The following is a 15,711-nucleotide window of genomic DNA, read 5'->3' as shown; positions in this document are numbered from 1 at the left end:
GCAAAGGATGTTTGAAGCCCTAGTGAATCCGTATGGTGGTTGTTTTATCGGGCCTGACCAGCTGCCGGTGTCAGCGGCTGAATTCAGTGACCGGCTGGCCCAAAGCATTGTCGCCTGGCAGTCTGATTACCGGCTGTGCTGGCTGGAGCTGCCAGCCAGCCGGGCGGATTTAGTGCCTTATGCGGTCGCCCTGGGTTTTGAGTTTCACCATTGCCAGCCGGGGATGTTGATGCTGGTAAAAAAACTGCAGGCGAATGCCTACCTTCCGCTGGCGGCTACGCACAGTATCGGGGTAGGGGCTGTGGTGCTGTCGCCAGAGGGCCGGGTGCTGCTGGTACAGGAAAAACCCCTGCCCGGCAAAACAGCAGGTTACTTTAAATTACCCGGCGGTATGGTGGACGCGAAAGAGCATTTGGCTGACGCCGTGGTGAGGGAAGTACGGGAGGAAACCGGTATCGAAGCCCGTTTTGATAGCATGCTGGCGCTGCGCCACCATCACCAGGGGCAATTTGGGGCGTCCAATATTTATTTTGTCTGCCGCCTGCATGCGGATGAAAAAACACCAGTGGCCGACGTCAACGAGATACTGCAGGCGCGCTGGTTTGATGTGGACGCTTATCTGCAGGATGACAACGCCAATCCGTACAATAAATTGCTGCTAAAAACTGCCCTGAATGGGGTGGTGTTGTACCCGCACAAAGTTGCAGGCTATATGCAGTCGCCTGAGGCTTATGAAATTTTTTCTGCGTTAACACCCCAAAGCTGAGCCACTCCTATGGAATCGAGGCTCTTGGCAGGGAGGAAGGATGATTAGTTTGTTGTATGCACACCCGTATTCCCTGCATGCCAGGGAAGACCAATGGCTGCTGAATGCGGTGCAGCATTGGCCGGGCCTTGAACTGCGCGATTTATACCAGCTGTATCCGGATTTTTATATTGATGTGGCGACCGAACAGAAAATGCTGAGCCACAGCAATGCCATCATCCTGCATTACCCGCTGCAATGGGGATTGCCACCGGCTCTGCTGGTGCAGTATCTGCACAAAGTTTTTGTCAAAGGTTGGGCTTTTGGTCAGAACAGCAAAGGCGAAGTCAGCTCGGCGGTACAAGGATTGGGGTTCTGGCTGGTTGCTCAAATGGTCGGTCAGGGCAAGGACCCGGACTGCTGCGATCCCCACAGCCTGTTTAAACCCATGCAGCAACTGGCAGAAGCCTGTGGTATGCACTGGCACAGTCCTTTGATCCTGCCCCCATTGGCCGACACAACCACGGCGGCAGAGGCCGCGGAGCGATACCGCAGTGGTCTGCAGCAACTGGCCCTTGTCAGTCACACAGAGCGGAGCTGATATGCACCTGAACATTCTGACTTACCTGATGATTTATCTGGCCGCTATGGTGCTGGTGGTGCCGCTTGCCAAAAGGCTTGGTCTTGGCGTGGTGCTGGGCTATTTGCTGGCTGGTTTGGCTTTAGGACCTGCGGGTCTGGCACTGGCGGAAAATACCGCAGATATTGCGCTGCTCGCTGAATTGGGTGTGGTGCTGATGTTATTCAGTATTGGCCTGGAACTGGATGCGAAAAAGCTGTGGGCCATGCGCCATCGCGTATTTTTATTTGGCTCTTTGCAAGTGATTGCCTGCGCAGTGGGTATTGCGCTGTGCAGTCAGTTGCTGGGGTTGTCCTGGGGGTTATCGGTGTTTATCGGTCTGGCCCTGGCGTTGTCCTCGACGGCGGTCGCGGTGCAGTTGATGAAAGACCGCAATCTGATGGGCACACAAACAGGGCAGACGGTGTTCAGTGCGTTGCTGCTGCAGGATATGGTCGCCATTCCGTTCCTGATTGCTGTATCCGTACTGGCGCCGTCAGAAGGTGCTAAAAGCTTTGAGCCTTTGTGGGCACTGGCCGCGGTTGCCGCGTTACTGCTGGCCGGGCGTTACCTGATTGGTTATTTGCTGCATTGGGTGGCGCATTATGGTTCACGCGAGCTCTTTGTGGGTCTGGCACTGCTGTTGGTGATAGGGGTGATGGAGCTGATGACTGCGGTTGGAGTTTCTGCGGGCCTGGGTGCTTTTATGGCCGGTGTGCTGCTTGCCAGTTCCGAGTTCCGCCATCAGCTGGAGGCCGACCTGGAACCTTTTAAAGGGCTGTTTTTAGGCCTGTTTTTTATCACTATTGGCAGCGCCATCAATTTGGCTTTATTGCTGGAACAATGGCCGCTGATCCTGCTGTTATTGCTGTTGTTTTTAGTGGTGAAATTAGCGCTGTTGTATGCTGTGGCCATACTGCTGAAGCTGGCCAGGCCGGAGCGTCTGGGCTATGCGCTGCTGTTGGGGCAAGGCAGTGAATTTGCTTTTGTGCTGGCGGCGCTGGCCACTGCAGGGGCTTTGCTCAGTGCCACCGAAGGCGCCATGCTGAACCTGGTGATTGCGTTGTCGATGGCGGTGTCTCCCTTGTTGATGACCTTGTATGACCACTGGTTGTACCGCGGTGCAGCCCAACCCTCCGGCAGCAGTGATGTGCAGGACAACGACAGCCCGGTGATTATCGCCGGTTTTGGCCGTTATGGTCAGATTGTCGGCCGTTTGCTGTTGTCCAATGGCCTGGTCCCCACAGTGCTGGATCACGACTCCGATACGATTCAGAACATGCGTAAATTCGGCTTTCATGTGTATTACGGTGACGCCAGCCGGATGGATGTGCTGGAAGCTGCAGGGGCCGCCAAAGCCAAAGTGCTGGTGGTGGCGGTGGATGAAGTGGACGCCATCAACCGTATTGTTGCGGCGGCACGTGAACACTTTCCACACCTGACCCTGATGGCCAGAGCCAAGGACGTTGCCCATCTGTATCAGCTGCGCGCGCTTGGTGTGCAGTTTATCGAGCGGGAGCTGTTTGAAGCTTCGTTGCATCAGGGCCGCGCTGTCTTAACGCAATTGGGGCTGGGGCAGTACGAAGCCAAAGAGCTGGCGGACCGCTTTCGGGCCGCCAATTATGACCTGATTGATAAAATGCAGCTCATTCGCCAGCAGCAGGATGAAAAAAGCTACCTGCAGTTGCTGAAACAAAGCCGTGAAGAACTGCAACGCCAGCTGGAACGTGAAAGCCGCGAAACGCCGCAGCGTTATCAGAGCGGCGGTTGAATCTCAGGGGTTGGTGCGGCCGCATCGGTGGGCGGGCATGCGGTCAGGTAGTGGCACTGATGCCTGGCTGCATACTGAGCCACAGCCTGGATGATACGCTCCTTATAGGCTGAGCGGGCTGACACCACCAGCTGGGCGTCCACTGTCATCAGATGCTGTTGCCTTATCTGACTCTGGGGGGCGGCGTCGTGTTGTTGCAGATAATGCAAAAAGGGCTCTTGGTAGCTGATCAGGTGCTGAGCCCTTTGGTGCAAAAAGAAGTTGATGGCGCTGACCGCATCGGGCATCTCTATAAATTCAAAGCCTTGCTGAATCAGCTTCAGCCGCTGCCCCTGGTATTCAAAGCCTCGTATCGCAACTACAGAGTTCGTGGCGGCACCTGTTGCTGACTCCGGGTGGCTGTAGAGCATTAAGACCAGTTGGGTGTAAGGCGGTGTGAGGAACAGATGGGAGTGATTGACCAGCGGGTTGGTGATGGTACTGATGCCAATATCCAGGTCGCCGCTGTCCAACTGGCGATAAATACGGGCCGGTGTGCCACATTGGGGGACTATTTGTAAGCCCACAGGATTGAGGATCCGATCCAGAATGTCGACAGCACGGCCTGAGCAGGTCTTGCCATCCCCGGACATCACAAAACCGGGCGGAAAATTGTGGATGCCTAACCGGACTTTGCCGGTTTTGTTGGCTGACTCTGCAGCCAGGCCGATGGAAGTGGACAGGACGATGAACAGTGCAAAAAAGTGTAGCCTCAAAGGCATTCGTTTCCTCCCGGCAAATGGTAAAGGCGGCATGTCAGTATGGGTCACCAGGACAAACCGGGCAAAGCGGGGCACTAAATAATCAGCTGGCGTTGTTGGCTGTCCCTGAAAAAATACAGGGTTGCCCACTAAAAGCCATTGATTTTCTTTGTAAATGCCTGATGATGGATAGCTTCTGCTGCTGACTGAGAGTCGAATTCACCAGCAAAGTGCCGATGGAAGCGCCTCAGGCTAGCCGTTGAGCGCAGGTTCATTCAAACAAGGAGCATTAATGATGAGGACATCGTTAGTCGCGTTGACGTTTTTAGTGGCTGGTCCCGTAATTGCGGATCATCGCTTTCGGGGGGAGGAAGAATATCGGTTGCTTATCCCTCATCTGATGGACGCTTGTGAAGTGGTTCGGGCCAATCCGGCCATCTTTCCTTATCGCACTTTTACTTTTGGTCCGCTTGGATTGGAAGTTCGCAAAGCCAGCAACGCTACAGAAGCGAACGAGTTGAGAAACCTGCACCTGGGGGCAACAGCTCACGCATGCAAACTTCAGGCGGAACGGATCACTGACTACTTTTTTTGTGGCCCGCTCTGCGCGCCCAGTCGTAAAGCTCATTTGATCCGCCAGCCTGAAAGGCTGCGCACGCTGGCCCAGAGTTTTCGGGAGATTAACGGGTTACAGCTCCTTTCTATTTGGGCACCGAAAGACGAGAGCAGGGTGAATGATCTCTTCGTCTTATCTGGGACAGCCAAAGAAGCTATCCCCAGCGCCGAGATGGGGTTTGTGCCGTCTGGAGTCTGGAAAACATGGCCGAGCCGGGCAGCCTATCTGGACAGTATTGCTGTCACTGAAACACAAATTGATGAGCTGACTGCACAAATGCGTGATATTGGCCTGAGTGCGCTTAGACGGGAGCCTGAGGGTATTCGTCTGGTTGGGGTTGGGGTAGGAGATAATGAATCCGGTGTTCTGTTGCTGAACGCTGGTGCCAGCCGACCTAAATTAAGTCAGCCACTGACCGATTTTAAACAGCTGTCCATATTGGATAGGGTGGCGGATGACCTTTATTACTATGAAACCAATTGAGCTAATGGTGCTTAGCAACGCGCTGGCACTCAGTCCGCCTGATAGTGAATAACCTAAGTTGATCCCTCAATAAGGAAATGATGATGAAACTGACCACTCTGTTAATCAGCACGGCGCTGTTAACGACTTTATCTTGTGCTGCAGAAGAGCTGTACAAAGTATCCACTTCGATTTACGACCATGGCGAGCTGATTGCCTCACCTGTGCTGGTGGTTGAGGCTGGTAAAACGGCCACAGTGAGGGAAGACGACAAGTTCAGTTACCAGCTGACCATAACTCCGGAGCAAAACGACCGGGCGAAACTGGTGACTGTATTGACCTTAAATGGCGAAACGCTGCAACCTGAGCTGCTGGTGGCCTATGGCCAGGAAGCGAGCATTGAGATAGGTAACCGCAAACTGCGGTTGTTGGTGGATAAACACGCGGGCTAAGCCGGCGACTGTCTGAGCATTCAGCCCGCACCAGAGTGCGGGTGTTACAGGAGGCAAAATGCCAATATGGGTCATAGTGTTGGCCGCAGTGTCCAGTTTTATGCTGGGTGGCTTGTGGTATTCCCCCTTGCTGTTTGGCAAGGTATGGAATGATGAAAACGGCGGCGTGCCGCAAACCGGTCATCCGGCCAGGGTGTTTGGGGTCAGTTTTTTATTTTCGCTGCTGGCCGCGACCTGTTTTGCCCATTTGGTTGGCCCGGCGCCTGCATTGCACCATGCATTGCATATGGGGCTGCTGGTTGGTTTAGGGCTGGTCGGCGCCAGCTTTGGCATTAATTATCAGTTTGCGCAGCGCTCGGTGAAGTTATGGCTGATTGATGGTGGCTACCACACAGTGCAGTTTGTGGTATTTGCACTGGTGTTTTGGCTTTGTAGCTGATGCCTGTATGGAAAGTTGTTGGTCTGACTTGTCTGGCATTACTGGCTTTTGCCGGTAATTCCTTGTTGTGCCGCGCCGCCTTGCTGAACGGCACTATTGACCCTGCCAGTTTTACCAGCCTGCGTTTGTTGTCGGGCACAGTCACACTGGCGCTGTTGGTTGCACTGCGCACTGGGCTGGCCCCGCTGAGGGCTCGGGGAACATTGTCCGGTAGTTGGCTTTCTGCCCTGTCGTTGTTTGTATACGCTGCCGGTTTCTCGTTTTCTTATCTGCAGCTGACGACTGCGACTGGTGCCTTGATCCTGTTTGGTGCTGTGCAAATTTCAATGATTGGCTACGGCTTTTACCGGGGGGAGCGCTTCAGTCTGCTTCAGTGGGCCGGCCTGTTGCTGGCCGGGGCTGGCTTGCTGGCGTTATTGCTGCCAGGCGCTTCAGCGCCGCCTTTGCTGGCTGCGGTACTGATGCTCGGTGCCGGTGTGGCCTGGGCTTTGTATTCGATACGTGGCAAAGGGGCCGGCGACCCGCTGCACCATACCGCGGGTAATTTTATCCGCACCTTGCCGCTTTGTCTGCTGCTGAGCCTGTGGTACTGGCAGGCTCAGTCGTTCGAGGCTGTCGGTGTCGTCTATGCCTTGGTATCGGGGGCTGTGACGTCGGGCCTGGGTTATGCACTATGGTATGCGGTGTTGCCTTTGCTCAAAGCCACGACGGCTGCCACAGTGCAGTTGAGTGTGCCTGTGATTGCAGCCTTTGCCGCCGTGCTGTTTTTGCAGGAGGCTATTAGTCTGCGTCTGGCGCTGGCTTCTTGCGCCGTATTGGGGGGTGTTGGCCTGGTGTTAAGAAGCAAAACCTGAGCCTCAACGAGCAACGGATACGCTTATTTTTTTACGCTTTCAGGCGCTGCATGACTGAAAATCCGCAGCCTGTCGATCCGGCGTCGCTTCCTGCCGAATCTGTTGCTTCTTTGGTTCAGCCCATCTGGACGACGCTATTTTCGCCCATGTAATCTGCTGATATAAAAAAGGTTCTGCCCGTTAAGAAGGCAGAGTGATAAATCAGTGTTCCTCCAGGAGAATGTGATGAAATTAAGCAGCTGCTTGCTGATACTGCCTGCATTGTGCAGTGGTCTGGCTGTGTCGGCCAATTCGCCCAGCAAAGGCAGTGGTACTGTGGTTTACAGTGCGGTGAATGCAGAAGGGAGTCGCCAGCTCTGGAGCAGAGCAGACGTCAGCCCGCCCAAATACCCGGTAGAGATGGCCAAAAATGGCTGGGTCGGTTGTGGTGTGTTCAAAGTCAGCATTGATGCCGAAGGCAAGACAGGGGATGTGAATGTGCTGAGTGCCATCCCAGTCAACCATCAAATTCGCCCGGCGGTGAAAGTGATTAAAGGCTGGCGCTGGACTGCAGCGGATGGACAGACAGCTCAGCCAGCACAGCAGTTAGTCAGGCTTGATTTTTGTATGGCAAACGCGGCACCAGAGCAAGTGCAGGCGGCTTGTGAAGTGCAGGCGAAGTACCCTTGTCAGTAACAGAATGCGGGTAGATAGGAGAAAGGCGGCTATCAAGCCGCCTTTTTTATGCTGGATCTAGCTGACCGGGTAGGCGTAGTCTGTGAGCCCAAGCTGGCTCAGCACCGAGTTCAGATGGCTGTAAGCCTCGGCACTGGGGCCTGGGTAGTCACCGGCGATGGCGGTATTGCCCAGATAACCAATGTCTTTCATGCCTTCAGGGGTGCAGAAAAACGCGGCCAGCACCAGGCTGCGTAAGCGGTTAAAAGCACCGGCTATGCGTTTAAACTGCGGTTTCGTCTGGGCATTGTCGTAGGCAATGTCATCCATAATGCTCAGTTGTTCGGCTTTAGCCAGGCTGGTAAAGCTTTGGCCATACCGCTGGGTTGATTCATCATCGATCCAGGCCAAGGCGCTCAGAATGGTGACACGGTCCTGTTGCTGCGTTTCATAAGGCGCGCTGACCCATTCGTCCACCACGGCCGGCACATGCACTTCGGAGGCTGAAGGCACTGCACCTTCCCGCGGAACCAGAATATCAGCCACCACAGCAAGCAGGGTCAGCTGACTGGCGGTCATGGTCAGTGGCCAGGGCGACTCAGGGGGCATAATCAGGTTGGGGTCTTTGCCGTAACCTTTGGCTGTAATGGGTTCTAATTTCAGCTCTGGCCAGTGTTCACCGGTCGCTTTGGCGGCGGCAGGGCCCGCAGCTGCTTTACGGCTGTCTTCGCAGCCTGCCAGTCCAGGCAATAAGGCGGTGGTGGTCAGCGCCAGCATCAGTTTCAACGACTCACGGCGGGTCAGACCGGAGCGGTACTGTTGTTGGTGTTCGTTGCTCATTTACAGCGCTCCTTTGGCAAGTTGTCCGGCCAACCAGGACGAGTTGCGCATGGCCAGGGTTAGAATAGTCAGGGTGCAGTTTTTGTGTGGGTTCGATGCAAAGACGCCGCCGTCCATGACAAAGAGGTTCGGACAATCCCAGCTCTGGCCCCATTGGTTGGTCACTGAATCTTTGGCGGACTCGCCCATCCGGGTGGTGCCCACTTCGTGAATGATCTGGCCACCTTTGAGAATGGCCTCTTCAGCTTTAGGCAGTTCACCCACTGTCGCGCCCATGGTTTCAAAAATGGCTTTGGCGGTTTTTAAGCCATGTTCGACCTGTTTCAGTTCATGCTCAGACCATTTCCAGTGGAAGCGCGCCACCGGAATGCCCCATTTGTCTGTCAGTGTTGGGTCGATATCCATGTAACAATCGTCATTCGGCAGCATTTCGCCCCGCAGTGCAAAGCCGACTGAGGCACCGTAGTGCTGGCGGACCTGTTGTTTTAAGTCCTTACCATATCCCTGAAACTGACCGCTGAGATAAGCGCCAGGCTCAGAAAAACGCCCACCAATTTCAAAATGGTAACCGCGCGGGAAATCCAGTTCTTTGTTGGCATGCGCCTTGTGGCCCCACCAGGGAATAAATAAGTGGTTGGCGGTATGACCGTCTTCGTTGTAGCGTGGCCGTCCTTGCAGCGCCGGGATCATGGCGCTGAGATTGGCACCGGTGGAATCCATCAGGTTCCTGCCGACCTGACCACTGGAGTTGGCGAGGCCTTGCGGGTGCTTGTCGGTTTTGGAGTTCAGCAGTAAACGTGCGGTTTCACAAGCGCTGGCGGCCAGGATCACCACCTTGGCATTCAGTGTCACGTCCGCCCCTGTGGTTTTATCAACGTAAGTGACGCCTGTCACCTGGCCATTCGCGTTGGTGTCTACCCGTCTTACCATGGCATTGGTGCGTACCTCCAGTAAACCTGTGGCTTTGGCCATAGGAATAAGCGAGGTGGTGGTCTGAAAGGCGGCGCCAATGGAACAGCCGTGGCCGCATGGTGTGGCATAAAAACAGGCGGCTCTGTTATCCAAAGGTTTGGTCAAAACGGCCCTGTGCATAGGCGCGGCAGCAATGCCCAGTTTTTTCGCCGCGGCGGCGACCAGCAGTTCTGGGATCCGGGGTTTAGGGGGCGGCTGCAGTACTCCTTCCGGCGAGGGCGGCATATCATCCAGCCCGGTATTGGTGCCGCAGACCCCTACCAGAGCCTCAGTTTTATCGTACCAGGGCGCAATGTCGTCGTAGGTAAAAGGCCAGTCGGCGCCTAAACCGTCACGGCTTTTGCCTTTAAAGTCATGTTCACTGAACCGCAGCGAATAGCGGCCCCAATGGTTGGTGCGGCCACCCAGCATCCGGGCCCGCCACCATAAAAACTCCGAGCCTTCTGCGGAGCTATAAGGCTCATTCGGCACTGTCCAGCCGCCGTCTATGGTGGAGTCGTAATAACCAAAGTCTTTGTCAACTGTCGATGCCCCCATCAGCGGAGCGGCGTGATTGGGTTTAAACATCGGCGTTTCAGTTTTTGGGTCGTAATCCCGGCCTGCTTCCAGCAGCAGCACTTTGCGGCCCTGTCGGGTCAGCTCGTAGGCGGCCATAGCGCCACCGGCGCCAGAACCGACCACAATAATTTCATGGGTACTTTGTTGTTCTGCGCTCATCAGTTCAGCTCTTTGATTTTGATGTTTTTAAACCATACCGGGTCGCCATGGTCCTGCAGGCCAATATGGCCTGTTTTATTGGCGGCAAAACCAGGCCATGTGGCAAATTTGCTGCCTGCAACCAGTTTTTTCCACTCGGCGCTGCCAATCAGAATGTCGGTTACCGCTATGCCGTTCTGCCAGACCTGCAGGCGGGAATTTTCCAGCCGGATGCGGGCTGTGTTCCACTCGCCAGCTTTTTTCTGTGAAGCGACAGGGGAGGCGACCATATCGTATAAGGAACCGGACAAATGGGTGGCCAGTTTGTTGTCCGGATGGCGCTCGTTATCAAGGATTTGAATTTCCGGCGCATGGGAATAGATATACTTGCCGCTTTCATCGGCCATAATCAGCACGCCGCTGTTGCCGACTTCTGAGATTTTCCAGTCCAGCATCAGCTCATAATTGCTGTAGGTTTTTTTGGTCAGAATATCGCCACCACCTTGGCCCGTCAGTTTCATGGCGTTGTCTTCAATCACCCACAGAGGGTTTAAACTGTCACTTTTAAAATTGCGCCATTGCTGCATATCCTGGCCGTTAAACAGCAATGTCCAGCCCGCATTTTGTTCTTCTTTTGTCAGCTGGTTATCCGCGGCCACTGCTGGTAAAGCCAGAGCCGAGCAGAATAAAAGAGTGGAGAACATTCGTCGTTGCATCACAAGACCCCATCGTTTTCTGTAGTTTGTTGTAATTTGTTTTCAGTGCATTGGTTGGTTTTACCACAGGCCGCCTCAGGGAAGCGAACTCGTTTGCGCTGTTATGTTTTAATACGACAAAACACCCATCAGAACAAGCCTGTGCTCAGGCTGCAAGCTGCAGAGAAGGGATTTGAGTTGTACAGGCGCGAACTCAGGATAAAGTGCAGCAGAGCGGAAACAAAAAAGCCAGAGTAAAACTCTGGCTTTTCGCGGATCGGTTTCAGCTGTTCAGACGACCAGGCTGGCCCATAAATCGTATTCGTCAGCCTCTTCCACCAAGGCGCTGACCAGATCCCCTGGTTTGAGTTGAGTTTCACCATTCAGGTACACAGCACCGTCAATTTCCGGGGCGTCACCGAAACTGCGGCCAATGGCGCCTTCTTCGTCCACCTCGTCAATCAGTACGGCAATAGTGCGACCGATTTTACGCTGCAGGCGCTCAGCGCTGATACGCTGCTGAGTTTGCATAAAGCGGTGGTAACGGTCTTCTTTCACCTCTTCCGGCACCGGGTCTGGCAAGTCGTTGGCTTTGGCGCCTTCCACCGGGCTGTATTTAAAGCAGCCGACACGGTCCAGCTGGGCTTCTTCCAGCCAGTCCAGCAATTCCTGGAATTCGTCTTCGGTTTCGCCAGGGAAGCCGACGATAAAGGTGGAGCGGATGGTTAAATCCGGGCAGATCGCACGCCATTTTTTGATACGTTCCAATACGCGGTCGGACTGGCCTGGGCGTTTCATTAACTTCAGAATACGCGGGCTGGCGTGCTGGAACGGAATATCCAGGTAAGGCAGAAGTTTACCCTCGGCCATCAGCGGGATCAGATCGTCCACATGAGGGTAGGGATACACATAATGCAGGCGTACCCAAATGCCTAAATCGGCCAGAGCTTCACAGAGTGACTGCATCGACGTTTTCACCGGCTGACCATTCCAGAAACCGGTGCGGTGTTTCACATCCACACCATAAGCGCTGGTGTCCTGTGAAATAATCAACAGCTCTTTCACCCCGGCTTTTTGCAGGCGGGCCGCTTCGTCCAGCACTTCGCCTATAGGGCGGCTGACCAAATCACCCCGCATCGACGGGATAATGCAGAAGGTGCAGCGGTGGTTACAGCCTTCGGAAATTTTCAGGTACGCGTAGTGCTTGGGTGTCAGTTTGACACCATGGTCCGGCACCAGCTGAATAAAAGGGTCGTATTTGGGTTTCGGCACAAAATCATGCACTTGTTTCAGCACGTTTTCATAGGCATGTGGGCCAGTGATCCCCAGCACATTGGGGTGTACTTCACGGATTTCATCTTCACGTGCACCTAAACAGCCTGTCACTATCACTTTGCCGTTTTCCACCAGGGCTTCGCCTATGGTGTCCAGCGATTCCTGCACTGCACTGTCAATAAAACCGCAGGTGTTGACGATGACCAGTTCAGCGTCATTGTAGGTGGGGACTATCTGATAACCTTCAGTTTTCAGCTGAGTCAGAATACGTTCGGAGTCCACCAGGTTTTTCGGACAGCCCAAACTCACAAACCCGATTTTTGCGCCTGTGCCATTGGCCACGGCGGCCTGCTCAGTCAGGCTTTTCACTGGCGTGTCCAGTGTGGTGGTTTGTTTCGGGTCAAAGGTTTCGACTGTCATGGAATTCCTGCAAAGTTAGGGGCGGAAAAAAGTGCGCGCGATTATACCTGAACCAAAGCAAAGGTACAGGGCCTTCTGGTTAAAAAATGCGCAGCCCCGAGGTGAGGGGCGAGGTTAGGCCGGGTGGGGAACAGGAAAAGCCAAACCTGAAGGGCACTGTGTGCTGGTGTATTGCAGGCCGCTTGGGTATAAAAACAGCAGGATCACAATAACAACAGGTTCATCATGAAGATAAATCCTTTCGTACTGCTGCAGGCCGGCCTGGCATTACTGGCGGTCGCTCCTGCTGTCCTGGCGCAACCCCTGCTGCTGAGCAATGTCAATCTGGTGGATGTGAACGCGCTGAAAATTATTCCGGCACAAACTGTCGAAATTGAAGGCGGGCAGATCACCGCTATTTATCCGGCTGGAAGTCGCCAGGGGGCCAAAGCTGCCACAGTGGTGGATTTAACTGATCAGTACCTGTTGCCCGGGCTGATTGATGCCCATGTGCATAACGCCACTGAACCAGAAGGTGCTGATCACGCGCAGCTGGTAGAGCAGCGCATGCGGTTCTTGTTGCGCGGCGGCGTCACCACGGTGCGGGATATGGGCGGCGATGTGCGGGTGCTGGCTGGCCTCAAACGTCAGGCGGAGCTGGATCTCATTCAGGCACCCGATATTTATTATTCGGTGATTATCGGCGGGCCGGAGTTTTTTGCCGATCCCCGCACCATAGCGTCTGCGCGGGGACGTGAGCCGGGCAACACCGATTGGATGCGTGCGGTCACAGCTGCCACTGCCATGGATGAAGTGATGTTGCGCACTCTGGGTACTGGTGCCACAGGTATCAAGATTTACGCCAAAGTGCCGGCAGAGCTGATGCCCAAACTGGCAGATGCGGCCAAACGTCATGGCGTGAAGGTATGGGCCCATGCTTATGTAGGCCCGGCCAAACCCGAAGATGCAGTGCAGGCGGGTGTTGACGTGATATCCCATGCGCCGGATTTAGCCGCCACCGTGATTTCACCATTTGAGCTGTGGCGGCGCAATGATCAGCCGATCAGCGCTGAGGTGAAACAAGCCTCTTTTAACCCGGAACGTTACCAGGGGTTGCTGCAGCAAATGAAAGCCAAAAGCACCATGCTGGACGCGACCCTGACTATTTTCTATCAGCTGCAACGGCGTAATCTCAATGCTCCCACTATTTACCAGCACGGTATTCTGCTGACCAAACTGGCGCATCAGCAGGGTATCCCTATTGTGGCTGGCACGGATTATCAAAGTGAAATGGCAGGCTTGCCATACCCTATGCTGCATCAGGAACTGCAGCTGTTGGTGGAACAGGCCGGGCTCACTCCTTTGCAGGCTATTCAGGCGGCCACGCTCAATGGCGCCAAAGCCATTGGTGTTGAGCAGCAACTGGGCAGTATTGAGGTGGGCAAAAAGGCCAACCTGCTGGTGCTTGCTGCCAACCCGGCGGAGGATATTCAGCGAACCACCCAGATCCGTCATGTGCTGAAAAATGGCCGTTTTGTTTACCGCGGCGACGATCCGAAGCTGCCGTTCAGCAGCGCTAAAGCGGTCAATGGCGTGTTGTATCTGTCGGGCCAACTGGGCAATTTGCCCGGCACTATGACGCTGAACGGCACCGGTATTGACAGCCAGATGCATCAGGCGATGCAGAATATTGGTGCTGTGTTGCAGGAGCACGGGCTGGGGTATGCAAAGCTGTTTAAATGCACCCTGATGCTGGCGGACATTAAGGACTGGCCAGCGGCAAACAAGGTGTATCTGCAGTACGTGCAAGCGCCGCTGCCAGCCCGCAGTGCTTTCGCCGCCAGCGGCCTTGCTTTAGGGGCCAGGGTGGAAGTGGAATGCATGGCAGCTGTGTAACCTACGTTTGCTTACAAAGTTTAATGGTGTCTGTTCATCACTGGCGCTAGGATAAAGCCGTACTTTTACAGGAGGTGAAGATGGCAAAGACAGTATCCCGCAGCGCAGTGGTTCGCGCTGAGTTAGTAAGAACGGATCAGGCCGATCCGGCGCAGCGACCTGCACTGGCGAAACACCAGAAAATGGCGCAGCAGCCGTTTCGTTTTTTACGGGGCAGTGCGGGCCTGTTTTATCTGGATATTAAATCCGGTGTTTTGGCATTACCAGAGGCAATACAGCACTGGCCTCTGACCACTGTGGTGGGCGATTGCCATCTGTCGAATTTTGGTTTTTTTACCGAAGAAGGTTCCAGCGGTGACAGGGTGATTTTTGCACCCAATGATTTTGACGATGCCTGTGTTGGCATGGCTGGCTGGGATCTCAGCCGTTTTATGGTCAGTGTGTTGCTGGCCGCGGACTACTGCCGTGGTGTGCTCAGTGGTGCTTACCCGAATGACGAAGGGGTGGACCTTGAAGGGCTGGCAGCGGCGACAGAATCTGACGCTGCAGCCGCGCTGCGGGCATTCTTAAAAGCCTATCGCCAGCAGTGCAAAGCCATTTTGGCGGAGCCTGAGCTGCGTTACAGTGCGCTGGACGATTTCCCCAAATCTCATGTGTTAAAGCCTCTGCTGAAAAAGGCCATTAAACGCTCAGCCAAAGGCGAAGACTTTTTGCGTAAAAGTACTTTGGCGAAGCTGGCTGATCTGTCGGTGCAGCCGCTGCAATTTAAGCAGGATGCCCGTAAATTTACCCGCTTACCGGCAGAGGAGTACCAGGCGGTCAGTCATAGTTTCAGGCCCTATCTGAACGACAGCATCCTGGATCTGGTGACACGGCAGGGCGCAGGCACAGGTTCGTTGAATATGCAGCGTTATTATTTTCTGGTTGGCCCAGAGCGTATCGAAAACGCGGATGACTTTAGTTTGTGCCATGTGGTGGAAGCCAAGCAGCAGCGGGATGCGGCCCCTTTGCATCATTTCCCTGAGCTCAGCCCGGTTAACCGGCTGAATGCCGCCCATTTAACAGTGGACTGTCAGCGTCAGATGCAGCGCCGGCCAGACTTAGTGCTGGATGAACATTATTTTAACGGCGCCCATTTTTTAGTACGTTCGTTGCACCACGCCAATGTGGATGTGGACCCGGAAACCGTTTGTCTGGCCGCAAAAGATGTCGCAACACAGTTGGCCGATTACGCCACGGCCTGTGGTCAGGCGCTGGCGCTCTGTCATAGCAGGGGAGACCGGCGTTCATTCCGCTTTGAACAGGCCGTAGTGGATAGCCTGGAACAGGCAGGCGAGGAGCTGATTGACAGTTGCCTGGCTTATGCCAGACAGCAGGCGGACGATTGCAAGCTGTTGCAGCAGCTGTTGGACCAGGCCACTTAACGAGTCAGTGGCCAGCACAAAGGAGCCACCCGGCTCCTTTGTTGTTTTTTAAGCAAGGTTTTATTGTGCCGTGACGGCGACAGCGGCTGATTTTTCCACAACATCAAAACAAGTCCGACCAGAAGCGCTTTTTTGCGTTTTGGCGGCTTGACAGTGCCTGGT

General features: G+C 54.5%; 15 protein-coding genes. 10 read left to right on the top strand and 5 right to left on the bottom strand.

What is annotated here, in order from left to right; translation table 11 throughout:
• The first annotated feature begins 7 nt into the window (after positions 1-7).
• The 3 genes from WKJ04_RS15670 to WKJ04_RS15660 are packed head-to-tail and all read left to right on the top strand — an operon-like array spanning position 8 to position 3,135.
• Complete coding sequence (locus tag WKJ04_RS15670) at positions 8-766, top strand: NUDIX domain-containing protein (protein ID WP_337881269.1); 759 nt, start codon at positions 8-10, stop codon at positions 764-766.
• A gap of 40 nt (positions 767-806) precedes the next feature.
• On the top strand, positions 807-1,346 hold the full coding sequence (locus WKJ04_RS15665; RefSeq protein ID WP_337881268.1) for an NAD(P)H-dependent oxidoreductase: 540 nt from the start codon (positions 807-809) through the stop codon (positions 1,344-1,346).
• Between the two features lies 1 nt (position 1,347).
• Complete coding sequence (locus WKJ04_RS15660; protein ID WP_337881267.1) at positions 1,348-3,135, top strand: cation:proton antiporter; 1,788 nt, start codon at positions 1,348-1,350, stop codon at positions 3,133-3,135.
• Here the strand turns inward: WKJ04_RS15660 and WKJ04_RS15655 are convergent.
• Positions 3,120-3,896, bottom strand: coding sequence for a transporter substrate-binding domain-containing protein (locus WKJ04_RS15655; RefSeq protein WP_337881266.1), 777 nt, complete (start codon positions 3,894-3,896; stop codon positions 3,120-3,122). The two genes, WKJ04_RS15660 and WKJ04_RS15655, sit on opposite strands and share 16 nt — an antisense overlap.
• Before the next feature lie 271 nt (positions 3,897-4,167).
• On the opposite strand from WKJ04_RS15655, the gene WKJ04_RS15650 reads away from it, so the two are divergent.
• The 5 genes from WKJ04_RS15650 to WKJ04_RS15630 all read left to right on the top strand — a co-directional run bounded on the left by WKJ04_RS15650 (position 4,168) and on the right by WKJ04_RS15630 (position 7,373).
• Positions 4,168-4,974 carry a hypothetical protein gene (locus WKJ04_RS15650; RefSeq protein WP_337881265.1) on the top strand — a complete coding sequence of 269 codons (807 nt, stop codon included), beginning with the start codon at positions 4,168-4,170 and terminating at the stop codon, positions 4,972-4,974.
• 83 nt (positions 4,975-5,057) lie between these two features.
• Positions 5,058-5,405, top strand: coding sequence for a hypothetical protein (locus WKJ04_RS15645; RefSeq protein ID WP_337881264.1), 348 nt, complete (start codon positions 5,058-5,060; stop codon positions 5,403-5,405).
• A gap of 58 nt (positions 5,406-5,463) precedes the next feature.
• Positions 5,464-5,844: a DUF1761 domain-containing protein gene (locus tag WKJ04_RS15640; protein WP_337881263.1), complete on the top strand. Its 381-nt coding sequence runs from the start codon at positions 5,464-5,466 to the stop codon at positions 5,842-5,844.
• The gene (locus tag WKJ04_RS15635) at positions 5,844-6,698 is read left to right on the top strand and encodes a DMT family transporter (protein ID WP_337881262.1); all 855 of its coding nucleotides are present in this window, start codon (positions 5,844-5,846) and stop codon (positions 6,696-6,698) included. The genes WKJ04_RS15640 and WKJ04_RS15635 overlap by 1 nt, the downstream gene beginning before the upstream one ends.
• Before the next feature lie 225 nt (positions 6,699-6,923).
• Positions 6,924-7,373, top strand: a complete 450-nt coding sequence (locus tag WKJ04_RS15630; RefSeq protein WP_337881261.1) for an energy transducer TonB — start codon at positions 6,924-6,926, stop codon at positions 7,371-7,373.
• 57 nt (positions 7,374-7,430) lie between these two features.
• On the opposite strand, the gene WKJ04_RS15625 is transcribed toward WKJ04_RS15630, so the two are convergent.
• From WKJ04_RS15625 to rimO, 4 genes are all read right to left on the bottom strand, one after another.
• Positions 7,431-8,192: a gluconate 2-dehydrogenase subunit 3 family protein gene (locus WKJ04_RS15625; protein ID WP_337881260.1), complete on the bottom strand. Its 762-nt coding sequence runs from the start codon at positions 8,190-8,192 to the stop codon at positions 7,431-7,433.
• Positions 8,193-9,881: a GMC family oxidoreductase gene (locus WKJ04_RS15620; RefSeq protein WP_337881259.1), complete on the bottom strand. Its 1,689-nt coding sequence runs from the start codon at positions 9,879-9,881 to the stop codon at positions 8,193-8,195.
• Positions 9,881-10,576 carry a DUF1080 domain-containing protein gene (locus WKJ04_RS15615; protein WP_337881258.1) on the bottom strand — a complete coding sequence of 232 codons (696 nt, stop codon included), beginning with the start codon at positions 10,574-10,576 and terminating at the stop codon, positions 9,881-9,883. The genes WKJ04_RS15620 and WKJ04_RS15615 overlap by 1 nt, the downstream gene beginning before the upstream one ends.
• Positions 10,577-10,846: 270 nt before the next feature.
• A complete protein-coding gene (rimO, locus tag WKJ04_RS15610) occupies positions 10,847-12,250 on the bottom strand; it encodes a 30S ribosomal protein S12 methylthiotransferase RimO (RefSeq protein ID WP_337881257.1) in 1,404 nt (467 codons plus the stop codon).
• 225 nt (positions 12,251-12,475) lie between these two features.
• Between rimO and WKJ04_RS15605 the strand changes: the two genes are divergently transcribed.
• Together WKJ04_RS15605 and WKJ04_RS15600 are read left to right on the top strand one after the other, a co-directional pair.
• The gene (locus WKJ04_RS15605; protein WP_337881256.1) at positions 12,476-14,125 is read left to right on the top strand and encodes an amidohydrolase family protein; all 1,650 of its coding nucleotides are present in this window, start codon (positions 12,476-12,478) and stop codon (positions 14,123-14,125) included.
• Between the two features lie 80 nt (positions 14,126-14,205).
• Entirely contained in the window at positions 14,206-15,549 is a 1,344-nt protein-coding gene (locus WKJ04_RS15600; RefSeq protein ID WP_337881255.1) for a DUF2252 family protein, read from the top strand.
• Positions 15,550-15,711 lie beyond the last annotated feature (162 nt).

It is taken from the genome of Rheinheimera sp., from assembly GCF_037442345.1.
Lineage (GTDB): Bacteria > Pseudomonadota > Gammaproteobacteria > Enterobacterales > Alteromonadaceae > Pararheinheimera.
This window is presented reverse-complemented; position numbering and strand designations above follow the sequence as displayed.

What these genes read in the sequence shown, in the direction of transcription:
- WKJ04_RS15650 (WP_337881265.1), top strand. Translation starts at nt 4,168, where the DNA reads ATGATGAGGACATCGTTAGTCGCGTTGACGTTTTTAGTGGCTGGTCCC.
- WKJ04_RS15670 (WP_337881269.1), top strand. Translation starts at nt 8, where the DNA reads ATGTTTGAAGCCCTAGTGAATCCGTATGGTGGTTGTTTTATCGGGCCT.
- WKJ04_RS15660 (WP_337881267.1), top strand. Translation starts at nt 1,348, where the DNA reads ATGCACCTGAACATTCTGACTTACCTGATGATTTATCTGGCCGCTATG.
- WKJ04_RS15625 (WP_337881260.1), bottom strand. Translation starts at nt 8,192, where the DNA reads ATGAGCAACGAACACCAACAACAGTACCGCTCCGGTCTGACCCGCCGT.
- WKJ04_RS15605 (WP_337881256.1), top strand. Translation starts at nt 12,476, where the DNA reads ATGAAGATAAATCCTTTCGTACTGCTGCAGGCCGGCCTGGCATTACTG.
- WKJ04_RS15645 (WP_337881264.1), top strand. Translation starts at nt 5,058, where the DNA reads ATGAAACTGACCACTCTGTTAATCAGCACGGCGCTGTTAACGACTTTA.
- rimO (WP_337881257.1), bottom strand. Translation starts at nt 12,250, where the DNA reads ATGACAGTCGAAACCTTTGACCCGAAACAAACCACCACACTGGACACG.
- WKJ04_RS15620 (WP_337881259.1), bottom strand. Translation starts at nt 9,881, where the DNA reads ATGAGCGCAGAACAACAAAGTACCCATGAAATTATTGTGGTCGGTTCT.
- WKJ04_RS15640 (WP_337881263.1), top strand. Translation starts at nt 5,464, where the DNA reads ATGCCAATATGGGTCATAGTGTTGGCCGCAGTGTCCAGTTTTATGCTG.
- WKJ04_RS15655 (WP_337881266.1), bottom strand. Translation starts at nt 3,896, where the DNA reads ATGCCTTTGAGGCTACACTTTTTTGCACTGTTCATCGTCCTGTCCACT.
- WKJ04_RS15600 (WP_337881255.1), top strand. Translation starts at nt 14,206, where the DNA reads ATGGCAAAGACAGTATCCCGCAGCGCAGTGGTTCGCGCTGAGTTAGTA.
- WKJ04_RS15615 (WP_337881258.1), bottom strand. Translation starts at nt 10,576, where the DNA reads ATGCAACGACGAATGTTCTCCACTCTTTTATTCTGCTCGGCTCTGGCT.
- WKJ04_RS15635 (WP_337881262.1), top strand. Translation starts at nt 5,844, where the DNA reads ATGCCTGTATGGAAAGTTGTTGGTCTGACTTGTCTGGCATTACTGGCT.
- WKJ04_RS15665 (WP_337881268.1), top strand. Translation starts at nt 807, where the DNA reads ATGATTAGTTTGTTGTATGCACACCCGTATTCCCTGCATGCCAGGGAA.
- WKJ04_RS15630 (WP_337881261.1), top strand. Translation starts at nt 6,924, where the DNA reads ATGAAATTAAGCAGCTGCTTGCTGATACTGCCTGCATTGTGCAGTGGT.